The sequence below is a fragment of the Dactylosporangium sp. NPDC000521 genome (assembly GCF_042898305.1).
Lineage (GTDB): Bacteria > Actinomycetota > Actinomycetes > Mycobacteriales > Micromonosporaceae > Dactylosporangium.
Genome location: NZ_JBIAYW010000021.1, coordinates 46,558 through 60,763 on the forward strand (window position 1 = coordinate 46,558; position 14,206 = coordinate 60,763).

The window sequence follows — 14,206 nt, forward strand, 5'->3', positions numbered from 1 at the left end:
GGTCGAGGAAGACGGTCAGGAACTCCTCACCGCTGCCCCCCCCTCGGCGAGCACCCGACCTTCCGGGTCGACGATGATGCTGCGACCGGTCCCGAAGACCTGACCGGCGTTGGGGTTCACCACGTACACCTGGTTGACGATGGCGTTGGCCTGGGCCAGGATCAGCTCCTGCGCGCGGTCGGCGGTGCGGGTGTAGGTGGGCTGGAGGATCACCTCGGCGCCCATCCAGGCGAGCGTCCGCATGATCTCCGGAACCCAGCCGTCGTAGCAGATCGCGAGGCCGAACCGGCCGACCTCGGGGATGTCGAAGGTGACGTGCTCGTCGCCGGGGACCGACATCTCGTACGGCATCCAGGGGAACATCTTCCGGTACCGGGCGGCGATCTCGCCGTCGGGCGACACCGCGATCGCCGTGTTGTGCAGCCGGTCGCCGTCGCAGTCCACGATGGACCCGGGGACGATCCACTTGCCGGTCTCCCGGGCCAGCGCGCGGATCCGCTCGGTGAGCCGGCCCGGGATCGGTTCGGCGACGCGGTCCAGGTACCCGGCCGGCGTCGCCGCGCCGAAGCTGCCCATCCCGGTCAGGTACAGCTCGGGGAAGACGAGCAGCCGTGCCGCCGGCACGATCGCCGCGAGTGTGCGGACCTCTCCGGCGAATTTGGCGAAGGTCGCCTCGGCGTCACCCACGACGGGCGCGACCTGGGCGACGGCGAGGCCGAGGATACGACTCACAGTGGTACTCCCTGCGGTGGGGCGGGTGTGGACGGAGCCGGGGCGGGGGGCTGGGGATCGTCGGCCAGCAGCGCGGCCCGGCCCCGGCCTGGCACGGCGGCGAGCAGCGAACGGGTGTACGGGTGCTGCGGCGCGTCGAGGACGGTCGCCGCCTCGCCGGTCTCCACCAGGCGACCGGAGCGCATGACGGCGACCTGGTCGGCGAGGTGCCGGACGACGGCCAGGTCGTGCGAGATGAGGAGGTAAGCCACGTCCAGTTCGGCGCGCAGCCGGCCGAGCAGGTTGAGGACCTGTGCCTGTACAGACACGTCCAGCGCGCTGGTCGGCTCGTCCAGCACGAGCAGCCGCGGCCGGAGCGTGAGTGCCCGCGCGATCGCGATCCGCTGGCACTGACCGCCGGACAGCTCGTGCGGGTACAGGTCGAGGTGCGTGGCGCCCAGGCCGACCTGGTCCAGCGCGCCGAGCGTTGCGGCGCGCAGCCGGGAGCGGGGGACGCCGATGAGCCGCAGCGGTCTGCCGACCAGACGGGCGACCGTCATGCGCGGGTTCAATGCGGCATAGGGGTTCTGGAAGACGATCTGAACCCGGCGGCGCAGCGCGCTCGGCAGGGCGCCGCGGACCCCGGCGATGTCCGTACCCTCGACCAGGATCGTGCCGGCGGTCACCGGGGTCAACCCGAGCACGCAGCGGGCGAGCGTGCTCTTCCCGGAGCCGGACTCGCCGACAAGGGCGAACACGCTCCCGGCCGGGACCGCGAAGCTCACCCCGTCGACGGCCCGCAGTGGTGCCGCCGCCCGCTTGGTTGCCGGGAACTCCTTGACGACATCGGCCACCTCCAGAACGGCGTTCATCGGGTACCGACCGGGAAGTGGCAGGCAGCGGTCGAGCCGGCCGTCGGCGTGACCGCCGGCGGCGCCTCTTCGACGCAGCGGGGCACGGCGATCGGGCACCGGTTGGCGAACGCGCAGCCGCGCACGTCGATGACGCGCTGCGGCACGCTGCCCTCGATGGCGGCGAGCGTGCCGCCGCGTGCGTCCGGTTTGGGCAGGGCGGCTAGCAGTGCCCGGGTGTACGGGTGCGCCGGCGCCGAGAACACGGCCTCGGTCGGCCCGTGCTCGACCACCTGACCGGCGTACAGGACCGAGATCCGGTCGCACACGTCATACGCCTCGGCCAGGTTGTGGGTCACGAACAGTACCCCGAAGCCGTGCTCGGCCTGGAGCCGCAGCAGCAGGCGGCGGATGGACCGGGCGACCGACACGTCGAGCGCGCTGGTCGCCTCGTCGGCGATGATCAGGCTCGGCCGGCAGGACAGCGCGAGGGCGAACATCGCACGTTGCAGCATCCCGCCGGAGAGCTGGTGCGGGTACGCCGCGAAGATCCGCTCCGGGTCGTGCAGCTCCACGTCGCGAAGCAGGCTGAGTGCGAGCTGCCCGGCAGCCCTGGCCGAGCCGGGGTGGTGTGCCCGAAGCACCCGCACGAACTGGGCGCCGACTGTACGGACCGGGTCAAAGGAGGTGCCCGGGTTCTGGAAGACCATGGCAGCCGCGCCGCCGCGCAGCTGCCGGCGTTCGGCCTCGCGCATCGTCAGCACGTCGCGCCCAGCGAGCCGGACCGTACCGGTGGCCCGGCTGCCCGGCGGCAGCAAGCCGAGGACGGACAGGCCGGTGAGCGTCTTGCCGCAGCCGGTCTCGCCGACGAGCCCGACCACCTCACCGGCGGCGACAGTGAGGCTGATCTCCCGCACCGGCCGTGCCTGTCCGATGTGGACAGATAGTCGATCGATCTCCAGGATCGCGTTCATCGGCTCACCGTCCTGGGGTCGAGCACGTCGCGGAGCGCGTCGCCGAGCAGGTTGAAGCCGAGCACGGCGAGGAAGATGGCGGCGCCGGGGGCGGCGGAGAGCCACCACTGGGTGAAGACGTACGTGCGCCCCTCGGCGACCATGAAGCCCCAGTCGGGGGCCGGCGGCTGGGCGCCCAGGCCGATGAACGCGAGCGACCCGGCGGCGAGGATCACCGTGCCGATGTCGACGGTGGCCTGCACGATGACCGGCCCGGCCGAGTTGGGCAGGAGATGCCGGAGCATGACTGTGCTGCCGCGCAGCCCCAGGGTCCGTGCGCTGTCGACGAACGGCTGCTCGCGCAGCGAGGCCGCCACGCCGCGGACCAGCCGGGCGTACCACGGCCACCAGGACAGGGCGAGGGCCAGTGCGGCATTCCAGAGGACCGGGCCGAGCACCGCGACGGTGACCATGGCAAGCAGCAGCGGCGGGAAGGCGAGGAACATGTCGGTCACCCGCATGAGCAGCTCATCGAGCCGACCACCCCGGAACCCCGCGACCAGCCCGAGCGGCACATCGACGACGATTGCGATCGCCACTACGCCGAGCGAGACGAACAGCGCCGGCCGGGCGCCGTAGACGAGACGGGACAGGACGTCCCGGCCGAGCTGATCGGTGCCCAGCCAGTGCCGCGCGTCGGGAGCAAGGTTGTGCGCCCCCGCTACCGTCTCGCCGGCGCCCTGAGCCGGGTACGGTGCGAGCAGTGGGGCCAGCAGCGCGGTGACAATCAGCAGCGCGACGAGAACGATCCCGATCAACGCCAGGCGGTCGTGCAGCAGCGCACGGACCACCTGCCGGGTACGAGTTGGTGCGGCGGCCTCGACGAGCGCGGGCCCCGTCACGTTGGTGGCGCTCATGCCAGCCCCACCCTGGGGTCGAGCCGGGCCTGCACGAGGTCGACGGCGAGGTTGACCACGACGTACCCGGTAGCACCGAGGACGGTCACTCCCATGATCGCCGGATAGTCCACGTTGAGGAGCGCCGTCGCCGCGTACTGGCCCAGGCCGGGCCAGTTGAACACCAGCTCGACGAAGAACGCGCCGGTGAGCGAGTACGCCAGGGTCAGGCCCAGCACCGTCGCAGTCGGCGGCAACGCGTTGCGCAGCGCGATCCGCCAGGCGATGACGCGCTCCCGGATCCCGTAGGCCCGGGCCGCCCGGATGTAGTCCTGCCCGAGTGCCTCGATCATCGCGGCCCGGGTCATCCTGGCCACGACCCCGACCGGGTACGCGGCGAGGGTGAGCGCGGGCAGCACCAGATGTGCGGCCGCGTCGCCCAGGGCGGTCATGTTGCCGGTCAGCAGAGCGTCCACTGTGTACATTTCATTCAGGTGCGTGATCGGGTCGGTGAACTCGAGGTCGGTGTCGAGCCGGCCGGTCGGCGGCAGCCAGCCCAGCCGGCTGAAGAAGACGACCTGAAGGATCAGCCCGAGCCAGAACGCCGGCATCGACACCCCACCGATCGCGAGGAGCCGTACCACGTGGTCGGCGAGCCGGTTCTGCCGCCGCGCCGCCACCACGCCGAGTGCGACGCCGACGATGAGCGCGGTCAACATCGCCGCGCCGAGCAGCTCGATCGTCGCCGGCAGGCGCTCGCCGAGTTCGCCGAGCACCGGCCGTTTGGTCCCGATCGAGGTTCCCCAGTCGCCGCGGACAAGTGCGGTCAGAAACCGCCAGTACTGCACCGGAAGCGAATGGTGCAGTCCGAGCTGCTCCTGGACCCGGGCGATGTCCTCCGGCCGGGCGCGCGGGCCGAGGTACGTCACGGCCGGGTCGGCCGGAACCACCCGGGCGAGGACGAACGTGACGAGCGTGGTGCCGAACAGCACGAGCAGCGCGGTGCCCGCGCGGCGAAGCAGGAACCTGGTCATGGAGGCGTCTCCTGGTGATGCGGGGGTACGGCGGGCCGGGAGCGGGCCGATGCAGAGCGGCAGGCAATAGCCTCAGGCGGGGCTGAGCTGGTAGTAGAAGAGATTGAAGGAGTAGTCGGGCTGGCAGGCGAAGCCTTTGAGGCCGCTCTGGCGCGCGACCGGCTGCTTGACGTCGTAGAGGAAGAAGCCGGGTGCCTGGTCGACGAGCAGCTTCATCGCGTCGCCGTAGATCTGCCGGGCCTTGGACTCGTCGGTCGCCGTGAACTCGCCGGCCTGGTCGACCAGCTGGTCGAACTGGGTGTTTCTCCAGTAGCTCAGGTTGAAGGACGGCTTGGCACTCGAGTGGAACAATGAGTACAGATTGTCCGAGCCCGCGTCGGAGTAGGTTGGCCAGTACAGCATCAGGAAGATGTCCTGTGCCGTGGCGGGATTCGCCTTGGCCTGCTCCCATTGCTGGTGGAACAGGATCGCGGTGACGTCGACGGTGATGCCGAGCTTGCCGAACGCGTCCTTGATGAGCGGGGCGAAACGCTTCTCCGACTGATTCTCCGCCGCGTACGTGAGCTTGAGGTTGAACCCGCCGTTGGGATAGCCGGCCTCGGCGAGCAGCCGCTTGGCCTTGTCAAGGTCGTAGGTATATCGCGGGGTCGTGTCCGCGTACGGGAAGATGCCGTTCGGCACCGGCCCTCGCGACTGAACGCCGTAGCCCCGCGCGCCGACATCGACAATGTCCTGGTACGGGACCGCGTACGACAGCGCCTGGCGTACCTTGGGGTCGTCCAGTGGCTTCTTGGTGGTGTTGAAGAAGCCGAGATAGTTGCTCGCAGTAGCGCACTCGGTGACGGCGAGCTTCTTGTTCGCCTCAAGTTGGCCGATGTTCTCCAGTGGCAGCGAAGTGGCGGGGTCGACCTGGCCGCCCTGGAGCATCTGCTGTTGAGTGACGGCCTCCGGAATGATTTGGTTGACTACAGTGCTGAACTTGGCACCCGACCAACCGCCCCAGTACCTGTCGTACTTCTGGAGCACCACCCGCTGGCCGGCCTTGTACTCGCCGAGGGTGTACGGCCCGGTGCCGGCGTCGATCCCCGCCTCGAAGTACTTCTCGTCGTTCGCGGACGCGGCGAGCGCCTTCGGGCTGACGATCCACGCGCCGTACATCGACGACGCGATCAGCTCCATCGGCGCCGCATACTTGAGCGTGAACACCACGGTCCTGTCGTCCGGAGTGGTCACCTCCTTGACCGGAGCCCAGATGAACGAGGCACCACCGCGCTTCTGGGCGGCCTGCGCCGACTGCTTCACCGCGTCGGCGGTGAACGCCTCACCGTCGTGGAAGGTCACCCCGGACCGCAGGTGGAACGTCCAGGTCTTCTTGTCCGCACTTGACTCCCACCGCTCCACTGGCGCAGGCACTCGCCTTCGCAGTCCGGCCGAAGGCCGGTGGTGTCGGACTTGGAGATCGGCGTGTGGTGTGCATAAGCATACGCGTTGAATGACTCTGGCTGACCGATAGAGATGAGCGGATCTGGACTGAGGAACATCCCTAGGTCCGGATCGTATTCGCGAGCGCCGACGTCGAGCAGGCCGGTAGAGGTGTTGTTTTGCTTGTTGAGGAAGCTTCTGTTTATGGCCCAAACGCCTTGGGTGGCACGGTCACCGCCATAAGGGGTGTACCAACGACGTTGTGTCGCCCCGTTGCGGTGTTGACCATCAAGTTCGGGGAGCCTTGGCGGTCGGTTCCGAGCCAGAAGCAGCCGCTGCTGTTGCGCACGGCAACCAGTCCGCCGACCTGGACGTAGTAGCGGGTAGCGGTGACGGTTCCCCCGGTTTCCCTGTATTCCTGCCCGGCGGCATACAACGTTTTTCCTGTTGGATCGGTACGAATCAGGGTTGCGCCGGAGGCGTCGTACAGGTGGCTGGTTAGTTGGTCACCTCCGGCGGCATGGACATTGGCACCAGAGAATCGGTTTTCGGTGTTGAACGTGAAGTCGGTAACAGTGCCGTTGATGGTGCGCTGCTGCGTATTACCGCCGCTGTCGTAAGTCATTGTGTCGATGCGCGATATGGCACCCGTGTACGTTACAGCGGTCGGTGCGTGCACACGTTGTGCGGTTGCTCCCGGCGCGGGATAGGTGTAGTCACGGGTAGTAGTGCTGGACGCACTGGTCCGATGGATGTCTTGGGTGCGCCGTCCACTAGCGTCGAAGTTGTAGCTGTCCCAGTATGGGTACTTCCCGGAAGCTCCGATTGCGCTGCTGGTTGGATTCGCTGCGCAAGCATCCATTGCGGTCCACGCCTCGGCGAGCCGGTGCTGACCGTCGTAGCGGTAACACTGGGTCTGGTTGTCTGTTCCGTCGGTAATCCGGGTGATGTCGCCGGTTGCCGAGTACGTGTACGTGTACGTGTACGTGTCATTTTGGACGGAAGCCAACTGGCCTGGCTGTTGTTGATTCGGCAGCTTCGACGTGATGTTCGCGAGACGGCCAGTGGATGAGTCGTACGTGTAGTTTCGGGTGAGCTGCGAAATTCCGGCTGCGCCGTAAACCTGCTGGACGACTTCGCCGTAGTTACTGAATGTCGTCGCGGTGACATAGGGGTCCAAGCCGCTGCTGGTCTTCGGCAGGCCGAGATCGGATCACCGCCTTCCGGTTCCTGGTTCGTGACCGCGACGCCAAGTTCACACCGGCGTTCGACGCCGTGTTCGCCGCCGAAGGCATCGACGTGGTGAAGACTCCGCCGCGCACACCCCGGGCGAACGCGTTTGCGGAACGCTTCGTGCGCAGTGTCCGAGCCGAGTGCACCGACCGGGTATTGATCTACGACGAACAGCACGCCCGCACCGTGCTACGCGACTACGAGGACCACTTCGACCGGCACCGGCCGCACCAGAGCCTGGTCAGCATCCACCCGACCACGACCCCGGCGTGGTCATCGCGATCGACAAGCCGATCCGGCGACGCCGCGTCCTGGGCGGCGTGATCAACGAGTACCACCGGGACGCTTGATCCACTCGACAAATCCGCAGCTCACACCCTGAAACACAGTATTGGCACGGTACAGGGCGCGTAACTGTTCCTGAGCCCACGGACCATCGAGGCCCACCTGCGGAAGATCTTCCGGAAGCTCGGCATCACCTCCCGCCGGCAGCTCAGGGAACTGCCCCTTCGCTGAGAGTGGTACCTGAGTACCACCGGCGGACCGGAAGAGCCGACCGCGGTACCAGGATCGGGCCGGTGCCCGGACCTAGCGTGGTGAGCATGATTCAAGTACGCGAAGTAACCAAGCGGTACGGCGCGAAGACGGTCGTCGACCGCCTGTCGTTCACCGCGAAGCCCGGACAGGTCACCGGCTTCCTCGGCCCCAACGGCGCCGGCAAGTCGACGACCATGCGGATGATCGTCGGCCTCGACGCGCCGAACTCGGGCGACGTGCTGGTCAACGGCAAGGCGTACGTGTCGTCGAAAGCCCCGTTGCGTGAGATGGGCGTGCTGATCGAGGCCAAGGCCGTGCACCCCGGGCGTACGGCGGTCAGCCACCTTCTCGCCCTGGCCCGCACGCACGGCATCCCGCGCTCGCGCGTCGACGAGGTGCTCCACCTGGTCGGTCTGTCGGCCGTCGCCCACAAGCGGGTCGGCGCCTTCTCCCTCGGCATGGGCCAGCGGCTCGGCATCGCCGCCGCGCTGCTCGGCGACCCCGCCGTGGTGATGCTCGACGAGCCGGTCAACGGACTCGACCCCGAGGGTGTCCTCTGGGTGCGCAACCTGCTCACCGGCCTCGCGGCCGAGGGCCGTACCGTGATGCTCTCCTCGCACCTGATGAGCGAGGTCTCGCTGATCGCGGACCACCTCGTCATCGTCGGCCGGGGGCGGCTGCTGGCCGACACCACCGTGGCCGACTTCGTGACCGCCGAGGGCGTCCGGGTCGTCACCGCCGCCCCCGACGCGTTACGCGCGGTGATCGCCGGCCCGGGCATCACGGTCACCTCGACCGGAGCCGAGGAGCTGTTCATCGCCGGCGCCTCCGCCCGCGAGATCGGGCTGGCCGCCTCCACCCGTGGCATCCCGCTGTTCGAGCTCACCCCGAAGAACTCCTCACTGGAAGAGGCGTTCATGGACCTGACCCGCGACGCTGTCGAATACGAGGCCTCCCGATGAAGATCACTGCCGGCGGCGTCGTCGCCGCTGAATGGACGAAGTTCTCCTCGCTGCGCTCCACCTGGATCACGACCGGCATCTCGGTCCTGCTCCTGGTCGCCTTCGGCATGATCGCCTCGGCCTCCTTCACGGGCGACAACATGACCTCGGTCGATCTGGCCCTGTCCGGCAGCATCCTGGCCGCCCTGTCCGTCGGCGTGCTCGGCGCGTTGCTGGGGGCAAGCGAGTACACCACCGGCATGATCCGAGCGACTCTCGCCGCGGTGCCGCGCCGGTTGCCGGTGTTGTGGTCGAAGAGCCTCGTGGCCGGGGCAGCCGCCTTCGTCACGATGACCATCGGCGCCTTCGCCGCTTTCGCGGTGGGGTCGGCCATGCTCAACGAGAAGATCGGCGGGCTGGGCCTCGGCGACGAGGGTGTGCTGCGGGCCCTGCTCGGCGCCGGCCTCTATCTCGGTCTGGTCGCGGTGCTCGGCGTCGCGCTCGGCATGCTCGTCAGGTCCAGCGCCGGCTCCGTCGCGATCCTGGCCGGCGCGCTGCTGGTCGTGCCCGTTCTGGCCCCGCTGCTGCCGGACTCGCTCGCCGATGCCGTCACCCCGTACCTGCCCAGCAACGCGGGCAGCGCCGTGATGGCGCTGAACCCCGCGGACGGCACGCTGGCGCCGTGGGCCGGTCTCGCGGTCTTCGCCGGATATGTGGTCGTGACGCTCGCCGCGGCCGCGTACCGGCTCAAGAAGACCGACGCGTAAGAAGCCTCGACAAGACCGGCGCGCAGGGAGAATCGGGTGATGAGCACTCAGGGATGGCTCGTGGACCGGCAAGCCCGGCTGCGGGCGTTCGACCGGCGCCGCCCGTGGGTCATGGACACGCTGGTGGCCGTTCCGATCGTGCTCTTCAGCATCCCGGACGTGATCGAGAAGCCGCTGCCGGCCACCATCGCGACCCTGGTGCAGTTGCCGCCGCTCTACTGGCGGCGGCGGTTCCCATTCCCCGCGTTCCTGGTCACCGCGGCCATCGACGTGATCCTGGGCTGGCTGGACGTCAGCGTCGGCGCCGGGGTGATCCTGCTGGTGATGTACTTCGGAGTTGCTTCCCGCGGTGCGTGGCGGTCGCTGGCCTGGGCCTCCGGGATCACGGTGGCGCTGCTGCTGGCTGAGATCTACATTTTCGGGCCGGTGGCGCAGGACCGCACCCTCACGTCATTGCTGGCGCTCGGCATGGCGGTTGCCGCGCTCGCGTCCGGGGTCGCGGTGCGCACCCGCCGGGCGTACCTCATCGCACTGGAGGACCGCGCCGCCCGCCTGGAGATCGAGCGGGATCAGCAGGCCCGGCTCGCCGTCGCCGACGAACGGGCCCGGGTGGCCCGCGAGATGCACGACATCGTCGGCCACCATGTGTCGGTGATCGTCGGCCTCGCCGACGGCGGCGCCACACTCGCGCGATCGCGGCAGGAACAGACCGCCGAGCCGCTCCGGCTGATCGGCGAGACCGGCCGCCAGGCGCTCGCGGAGCTGCGCCGGGTGCTGGCGGTGCTGCGCGGGGAAAACGCCGATCCGCAACTGAGGCCGCAGCCCGGCATCGACGACCTCGACCGGTTGCTGCCGAGCGTACGGGCGGCCGGGCTGCCGGTGACCTACTCGACCTCGGGCGAACTGCACACCCTCGGCAAAGGGCTGCAGCTCGCGGTCTACCGCATCGTCCAGGAAGCGCTCACCAACATTCTCAAACATGCCGGACCCGGCGCGGTTGCGGACATCAGTCTCGTTTCGTCTGGCGGAGAGGTACGGGTCCGCGTCCGCGACAACGGCCATGGTGCGCCCGCCGCCCCCAGCCACGGCCTGCTCGGCATGCGCGAACGCGCCGCCATGTACGGCGGGGTGGTGACCGCCGGCCCGGCCGAGCAAGGCTGGGTCGTCGACGTCGTCCTCAAGGAGCCCGCATGACAACCGTGCTGATCGCCGACGACCAGCCGTTGCAGCGCATGGGCTTCAAGATGCTGCTCGACGGCACCCCCGGGATGACCGTGGTCGGCGAAGCCTCGGGCGGCGCCGAAGCGGTGCGGCTGGTCGAGCAGACCCGCCCCGACGTGGTGCTGATGGACGTACGCATGCCCGGCATGGACGGCATCGAGGCGACCCGCCGGATAACCGCGGCCGGCTCGCGCACCCGCGTCCTGATTCTGACCACGTTCGATCTGGACGAATACGTCTACGCCGGGCTGCGGGCCGGGGCGAGCGGCTTCCTGCTCAAGGACGTACGCCCGGAGGAACTGATCGCCGGAATCCGGGCCGTGGCCGGTGGCGACTCGGTGGTGGCGCCCAGTCTGACCCGCAAGCTGATGGACGCCTTCCTCCAGGACACGGCGCCGGCCGCGTCGGTGGATCCCCGGCTGGGCACGCTGAGCGAGCGCGAGCGAGAGGTGCTGGAGGCGATCGGCCTGGGCGCCACCAACACCGAGATCGCCGAACGCTTCACGCTGACCGAGTCGACGGTGAAGAAGCACGTCGGACGCGTCCTGTCCAAGATCGGCGCCCGCGACCGGATCCAGGCGGTGATCTTCGCGTACGACAACGGCCTGGTCCGCCCCCGCATTTGACCGGTGCCGGGAACACGGTCTTTCATGGGCCTCTCCTACGAGGGCTCTGTTGCGTTGACGGTGGACATGATCGAGGCAGGCTTGAGCGATGAAGGTCGCTACCCATCAACGCCCGATGATGCCGCCGGGGTCAGCGTTCGCCGGGTTCCGATTTCCGCCCGAGGTGATCGTGGTCGCGGTCCGCTGGTATCTGCGGTTCGGCCTGTCCTACCGTGACGTTGAGGAGCTGCTGCTCGAGCGCGGTGTCGAGGTCGACCACGTGACGGTGTTCCGGTGGTGCAGCGGTTCACACCGCTGCTGGTCGACGCAGCCAGGTTCTGCCGGCATTCACCAGGAGACAGGTGGTTTGTCGACGAGACCTACGTCAGGGTCAACGGCGTATGGCGGTACGTGTACCGGGCCGTCGACCAGTACGGCCAGGTCATCGACGTGCTCGTCTCAGCCCGCCGCGACGCTGCCGCGGCCCGCCGGTTCTTCCGCCGGGCGTTGGCCACGTTGAAGGTGACATCGAACGAGGCGGTCACCGCCGCGGCACCGGTGTACCCGGCCGTGCTCGATGAACTGGTCCCGTCGGCGTGGCACCACGTTGAACGCTATGCCAACTACCCGATCGAGGCCGATCACGGCCAGCTCAAACACCGGCTCAGACCGATGCGCGGCATGCGCACCGACCGCACCGCACGGACGACCATCGCAGGACACGCGTTCATGCAGAACCTTCGCCGCGGCCACTACGAACTCGGCCTCGACGCCCCACCCGGACTGCGCATCGCCGCCGCGTTCCGCGAGCTCGCCACCGCGATCTGATCTCGGCGTACCTGAGCTCAACGGCGCCTTCCGATCGGCGAACGCAACAGCACCGCCGCCGCCATCTGAAGCCAGTCGACTCGCTCAAGGGGCCGTCTCCCGATCGCCAAATGCAACAGCGCCTTCCCGGCTGGTCCCGTCCGATGAGCGTGAAGCTGTCGACCGTGGTGACGGCATTCGTGCATCGAAGCCGCGTCAGGAGCCGGGCGGCAGCGCCCGGGTGGTGCCGACCTGCTGTGCGGGCACCGGGTACCGGGCCGTGACGAGACGGAGCACGGCCTGATGCCCCGCCTCTGCGGGCAGGATGCGGGCGGCGGTGCCGGCGACCTTGCCGTCCTGGGTCTGGGCCACCGTGGCGCCTCCAGGAGCGCGGTCACCGCGGGCGGCACCGCGCCGGCCTCGCCGTCTGCACGCGCCGGCACCGGGGCGTGGCCACGGCTACTTGACTGCGCCCATGGTCAAGCCTGAGGACAGCAGCCGCAGGCTGGCCACGTACACCACGAGCACAGGCGCCGCGGCGACGACGGCGAACGCCATCATCGCAGGCCAGTCGGCGCCGTAGGCGCCGGACTGCACCGCGATCAGTGACGACAGCGGGTACTTCTCGGGCGAGAGCATGAACGTGATGCCGTAGAGGAACTCGCCCCACGAGACGAGGAAGATCACCGAGGACACGGTGAGGATCCCGTTTCGGGCGAGCGGCAGCGCCACCGACCGGAATGTGCGGATCGTGGCGGCGCCATCGACGCGTGCGGCCTCTTCGATCGCGGTCGGGATCTGCCCGAAGAACGGGCGCAGCAGCAGGATCGCCCAGGGCAGGAACATGGCCGCGTCCGCGAGCACGAGGCCGGACGTCGTGTTGAGCAGTCCCCACTTGGACAGCAGCCAGAACAGCGGGATGAGGTTCGCGGTCTGCGGCACCATCTGGAGGACGACGAGCAGTGTGAGCGCCGGCACGACGATCGCATTTCGCGTTCTGGCCAGTGCGTACGCGGCGGGCGTGGCGAACGCGAGACACACGGCCGTCGTGCCGATCGCCACGAACGCCGACTGGCGAACAGCGGCACCGAGCGCCGGGTCAGCGATGGCGGCGCGATACGCGTCGAGCGTCGGACGGAAGACGATGGAGGCCTGGCTCGACAGGACGTCGCCCTGGCTCTTGAGCGACGTGAGGACGATCCACAGCAGCGGAAGCCCGTAGAGCACGTAGAGCAGGGAGCGGAACATGAAGGCGACTGGCTCGCGGCGGCGGCGGATCATGCCTCCTCCTCGGTTCGGCGGACGTCGCGGGAGTAGATCAGCGCGAGCACGACGACGACGGCGAGAGCGATCAGCGCCGTGGCGGCTCCCCTTCCGTAGTCGAGGGTCAGGAACGCTTCGGAGTACGCGAGGAACGGCAGCGTCGTGGATGCCGTCCCCGGTCCGCCGGAGGTCATGACGTAGATGAAGTCGAAGCTGCGGAAGGCGTACACGATCGTCAAGATCGTGAGGACGGTCGCCGAAGCGCGGCCCGCGGGCACCAGGACATGCCATACCCGCTTCCAGGGTCGCGCTCCGTCGAGCTCCGCGGCCTCGAGCACCTGCGGGTCGACGCCGAGCAGGGCGGCGCGCAGAACGAGCGCGTTGAACGGCACGACCGCCCAGGCGTTGACCAGCGCGACCGACCACAGGGCGAACTTGGCGTCGTAGAGGAACCCCAGCCCGTGGCCGCCCAGTGCGCGCAGGGTCTGGTTCATCAGGCCCTGGTCGGCCAGGAGGAACTTCCAGATCGACCCGTTGACGACCGGCGGCAGCGCCCAGACGAACACCATCAGACCGAGCAGGAACGAGCCGCCGCGGGTCGACGACAGGACGGCTACCGCGACCATGAAGCCGCCGACCATCCCGATCACGGTCACGATCACGACGAACGCCAGCGTGTTGACGACGACCCGACCGAAGCCGGGCTCGCTCAGCATCGTCGCGTAGTTGTCGAGACCGACGAAGTCCCACTGGGAGTTCAGGGTCGCCGCACTCACCGCGTGCAGGCTCATGCTGCCGAGCTGGACGAGCGGCCAGACGGCCAGCGCGAGCAGCAGGGCACCCGCGGGAGTCGCCAGGGCGATACGCCGGTCGGTCGTGCGGCCGTGGCGCCGGCCTCTCCGCGCCGGCACGGGCGCGGAGAGGCCGGCGGCGGTCGTCCTCGTCGGCGCGGACACCGGGGGCAC

Annotated in this window: 17 protein-coding genes and 1 pseudogene; 7 read left to right on the top strand and 11 right to left on the bottom strand. The window is 68.9% G+C overall.

Features of this window, described 5'->3' with window-relative positions:
- Positions 1–15 precede the first annotated feature (15 nt).
- From ACFY3L_RS43100 to ACFY3L_RS43135, 8 genes are all read right to left on the bottom strand, one after another.
- Positions 16–732 carry a carbon-nitrogen hydrolase family protein gene (locus ACFY3L_RS43100; protein ID WP_389338591.1) on the bottom strand — a complete coding sequence of 239 codons (717 nt, stop codon included), beginning with the start codon at positions 730–732 and terminating at the stop codon, positions 16–18.
- Positions 729–1,583: an ATP-binding cassette domain-containing protein gene (locus ACFY3L_RS43105; protein ID WP_389338594.1), complete on the bottom strand. Its 855-nt coding sequence runs from the start codon at positions 1,581–1,583 to the stop codon at positions 729–731. The genes ACFY3L_RS43100 and ACFY3L_RS43105 overlap by 4 nt, the downstream gene beginning before the upstream one ends.
- Entirely contained in the window at positions 1,580–2,536 is a 957-nt protein-coding gene (locus tag ACFY3L_RS43110) for an ABC transporter ATP-binding protein (RefSeq protein ID WP_389338597.1), read from the bottom strand. Before ACFY3L_RS43110 ends, ACFY3L_RS43105 begins: the two co-directional genes overlap by 4 nt.
- Positions 2,533–3,432 carry an ABC transporter permease gene (locus tag ACFY3L_RS43115; RefSeq protein WP_389338600.1) on the bottom strand — a complete coding sequence of 300 codons (900 nt, stop codon included), beginning with the start codon at positions 3,430–3,432 and terminating at the stop codon, positions 2,533–2,535. The genes ACFY3L_RS43110 and ACFY3L_RS43115 overlap by 4 nt, the downstream gene beginning before the upstream one ends.
- Positions 3,429–4,445, bottom strand: coding sequence for an ABC transporter permease (locus ACFY3L_RS43120; protein WP_389338603.1), 1,017 nt, complete (start codon positions 4,443–4,445; stop codon positions 3,429–3,431). Before ACFY3L_RS43120 ends, ACFY3L_RS43115 begins: the two co-directional genes overlap by 4 nt.
- Positions 4,446–4,517: 72 nt before the next feature.
- The gene (locus tag ACFY3L_RS43125; RefSeq protein WP_389338606.1) at positions 4,518–5,858 is read right to left on the bottom strand and encodes an ABC transporter substrate-binding protein; all 1,341 of its coding nucleotides are present in this window, start codon (positions 5,856–5,858) and stop codon (positions 4,518–4,520) included.
- The gene (locus tag ACFY3L_RS43130; RefSeq protein WP_389338877.1) at positions 5,783–6,073 is read right to left on the bottom strand and encodes an RHS repeat-associated core domain-containing protein; all 291 of its coding nucleotides are present in this window, start codon (positions 6,071–6,073) and stop codon (positions 5,783–5,785) included. The genes ACFY3L_RS43125 and ACFY3L_RS43130 overlap by 76 nt, the downstream gene beginning before the upstream one ends.
- A complete protein-coding gene (locus ACFY3L_RS43135) occupies positions 6,070–7,047 on the bottom strand; it encodes a hypothetical protein (protein WP_389338609.1) in 978 nt (325 codons plus the stop codon). The genes ACFY3L_RS43130 and ACFY3L_RS43135 overlap by 4 nt, the downstream gene beginning before the upstream one ends.
- Before the next feature lie 122 nt (positions 7,048–7,169).
- Here ACFY3L_RS43135 and ACFY3L_RS43140 point away from each other — a divergent pair, with 122 nt between their 5' ends.
- The 7 genes and pseudogenes from ACFY3L_RS43140 (at position 7,170) to ACFY3L_RS43170 (ending at position 11,999) form a co-directional block, all read left to right on the top strand.
- Complete coding sequence (locus tag ACFY3L_RS43140) at positions 7,170–7,424, top strand: integrase core domain-containing protein (protein ID WP_389338880.1); 255 nt, start codon at positions 7,170–7,172, stop codon at positions 7,422–7,424.
- A gap of 96 nt (positions 7,425–7,520) precedes the next feature.
- Positions 7,521–7,616 (top strand): LuxR C-terminal-related transcriptional regulator, encoded by a 96-nt coding sequence (locus ACFY3L_RS43145; protein ID WP_389338883.1) that lies wholly within the window; start codon positions 7,521–7,523, stop codon positions 7,614–7,616.
- 86 nt (positions 7,617–7,702) lie between these two features.
- Complete coding sequence (locus ACFY3L_RS43150; RefSeq protein WP_389338612.1) at positions 7,703–8,599, top strand: ABC transporter ATP-binding protein; 897 nt, start codon at positions 7,703–7,705, stop codon at positions 8,597–8,599.
- Positions 8,596–9,345 carry an ABC transporter permease gene (locus ACFY3L_RS43155; RefSeq protein WP_389338615.1) on the top strand — a complete coding sequence of 250 codons (750 nt, stop codon included), beginning with the start codon at positions 8,596–8,598 and terminating at the stop codon, positions 9,343–9,345. Before ACFY3L_RS43150 ends, ACFY3L_RS43155 begins: the two co-directional genes overlap by 4 nt.
- 39 nt (positions 9,346–9,384) lie before the next feature.
- Complete coding sequence (locus ACFY3L_RS43160; protein ID WP_389338618.1) at positions 9,385–10,539, top strand: sensor histidine kinase; 1,155 nt, start codon at positions 9,385–9,387, stop codon at positions 10,537–10,539.
- On the top strand, positions 10,536–11,192 hold the full coding sequence (locus ACFY3L_RS43165; protein ID WP_389338621.1) for a response regulator: 657 nt from the start codon (positions 10,536–10,538) through the stop codon (positions 11,190–11,192). Before ACFY3L_RS43160 ends, ACFY3L_RS43165 begins: the two co-directional genes overlap by 4 nt.
- A 118-nt stretch (positions 11,193–11,310) precedes the next feature.
- Positions 11,311–11,999, top strand: a pseudogene (locus tag ACFY3L_RS43170) (IS6 family transposase).
- A gap of 195 nt (positions 12,000–12,194) precedes the next feature.
- Here ACFY3L_RS43170 and ACFY3L_RS43175 read toward each other — a convergent pair.
- The 3 genes from ACFY3L_RS43175 to ACFY3L_RS43185 all read right to left on the bottom strand — a co-directional run bounded on the left by ACFY3L_RS43175 (position 12,195) and on the right by ACFY3L_RS43185 (position 14,197).
- Positions 12,195–12,350 carry a hypothetical protein gene (locus ACFY3L_RS43175; protein WP_389338624.1) on the bottom strand — a complete coding sequence of 52 codons (156 nt, stop codon included), beginning with the start codon at positions 12,348–12,350 and terminating at the stop codon, positions 12,195–12,197.
- Between the two features lie 87 nt (positions 12,351–12,437).
- Positions 12,438–13,259: a carbohydrate ABC transporter permease gene (locus ACFY3L_RS43180; RefSeq protein ID WP_389338627.1), complete on the bottom strand. Its 822-nt coding sequence runs from the start codon at positions 13,257–13,259 to the stop codon at positions 12,438–12,440.
- A complete protein-coding gene (locus ACFY3L_RS43185) occupies positions 13,256–14,197 on the bottom strand; it encodes a carbohydrate ABC transporter permease (protein WP_389338630.1) in 942 nt (313 codons plus the stop codon). Before ACFY3L_RS43185 ends, ACFY3L_RS43180 begins: the two co-directional genes overlap by 4 nt.
- Positions 14,198–14,206: the final 9 nt, after the last annotated feature.

Bases quoted from the DNA above. Each gene is read 5' to 3' on its own strand.
- ACFY3L_RS43105 (WP_389338594.1), bottom strand. From the start codon at position 1,583: ATGAACGCCGTTCTGGAGGTGGCCGATGTCGTCAAGGAGTTCCCGGCA.
- ACFY3L_RS43110 (WP_389338597.1), bottom strand. From the start codon at position 2,536: ATGAACGCGATCCTGGAGATCGATCGACTATCTGTCCACATCGGACAG.
- ACFY3L_RS43115 (WP_389338600.1), bottom strand. From the start codon at position 3,432: ATGAGCGCCACCAACGTGACGGGGCCCGCGCTCGTCGAGGCCGCCGCA.
- ACFY3L_RS43120 (WP_389338603.1), bottom strand. From the start codon at position 4,445: ATGACCAGGTTCCTGCTTCGCCGCGCGGGCACCGCGCTGCTCGTGCTG.
- ACFY3L_RS43150 (WP_389338612.1), top strand. From the start codon at position 7,703: ATGATTCAAGTACGCGAAGTAACCAAGCGGTACGGCGCGAAGACGGTC.
- ACFY3L_RS43155 (WP_389338615.1), top strand. From the start codon at position 8,596: ATGAAGATCACTGCCGGCGGCGTCGTCGCCGCTGAATGGACGAAGTTC.
- ACFY3L_RS43160 (WP_389338618.1), top strand. From the start codon at position 9,385: ATGAGCACTCAGGGATGGCTCGTGGACCGGCAAGCCCGGCTGCGGGCG.
- ACFY3L_RS43165 (WP_389338621.1), top strand. From the start codon at position 10,536: ATGACAACCGTGCTGATCGCCGACGACCAGCCGTTGCAGCGCATGGGC.
- ACFY3L_RS43180 (WP_389338627.1), bottom strand. From the start codon at position 13,259: ATGATCCGCCGCCGCCGCGAGCCAGTCGCCTTCATGTTCCGCTCCCTG.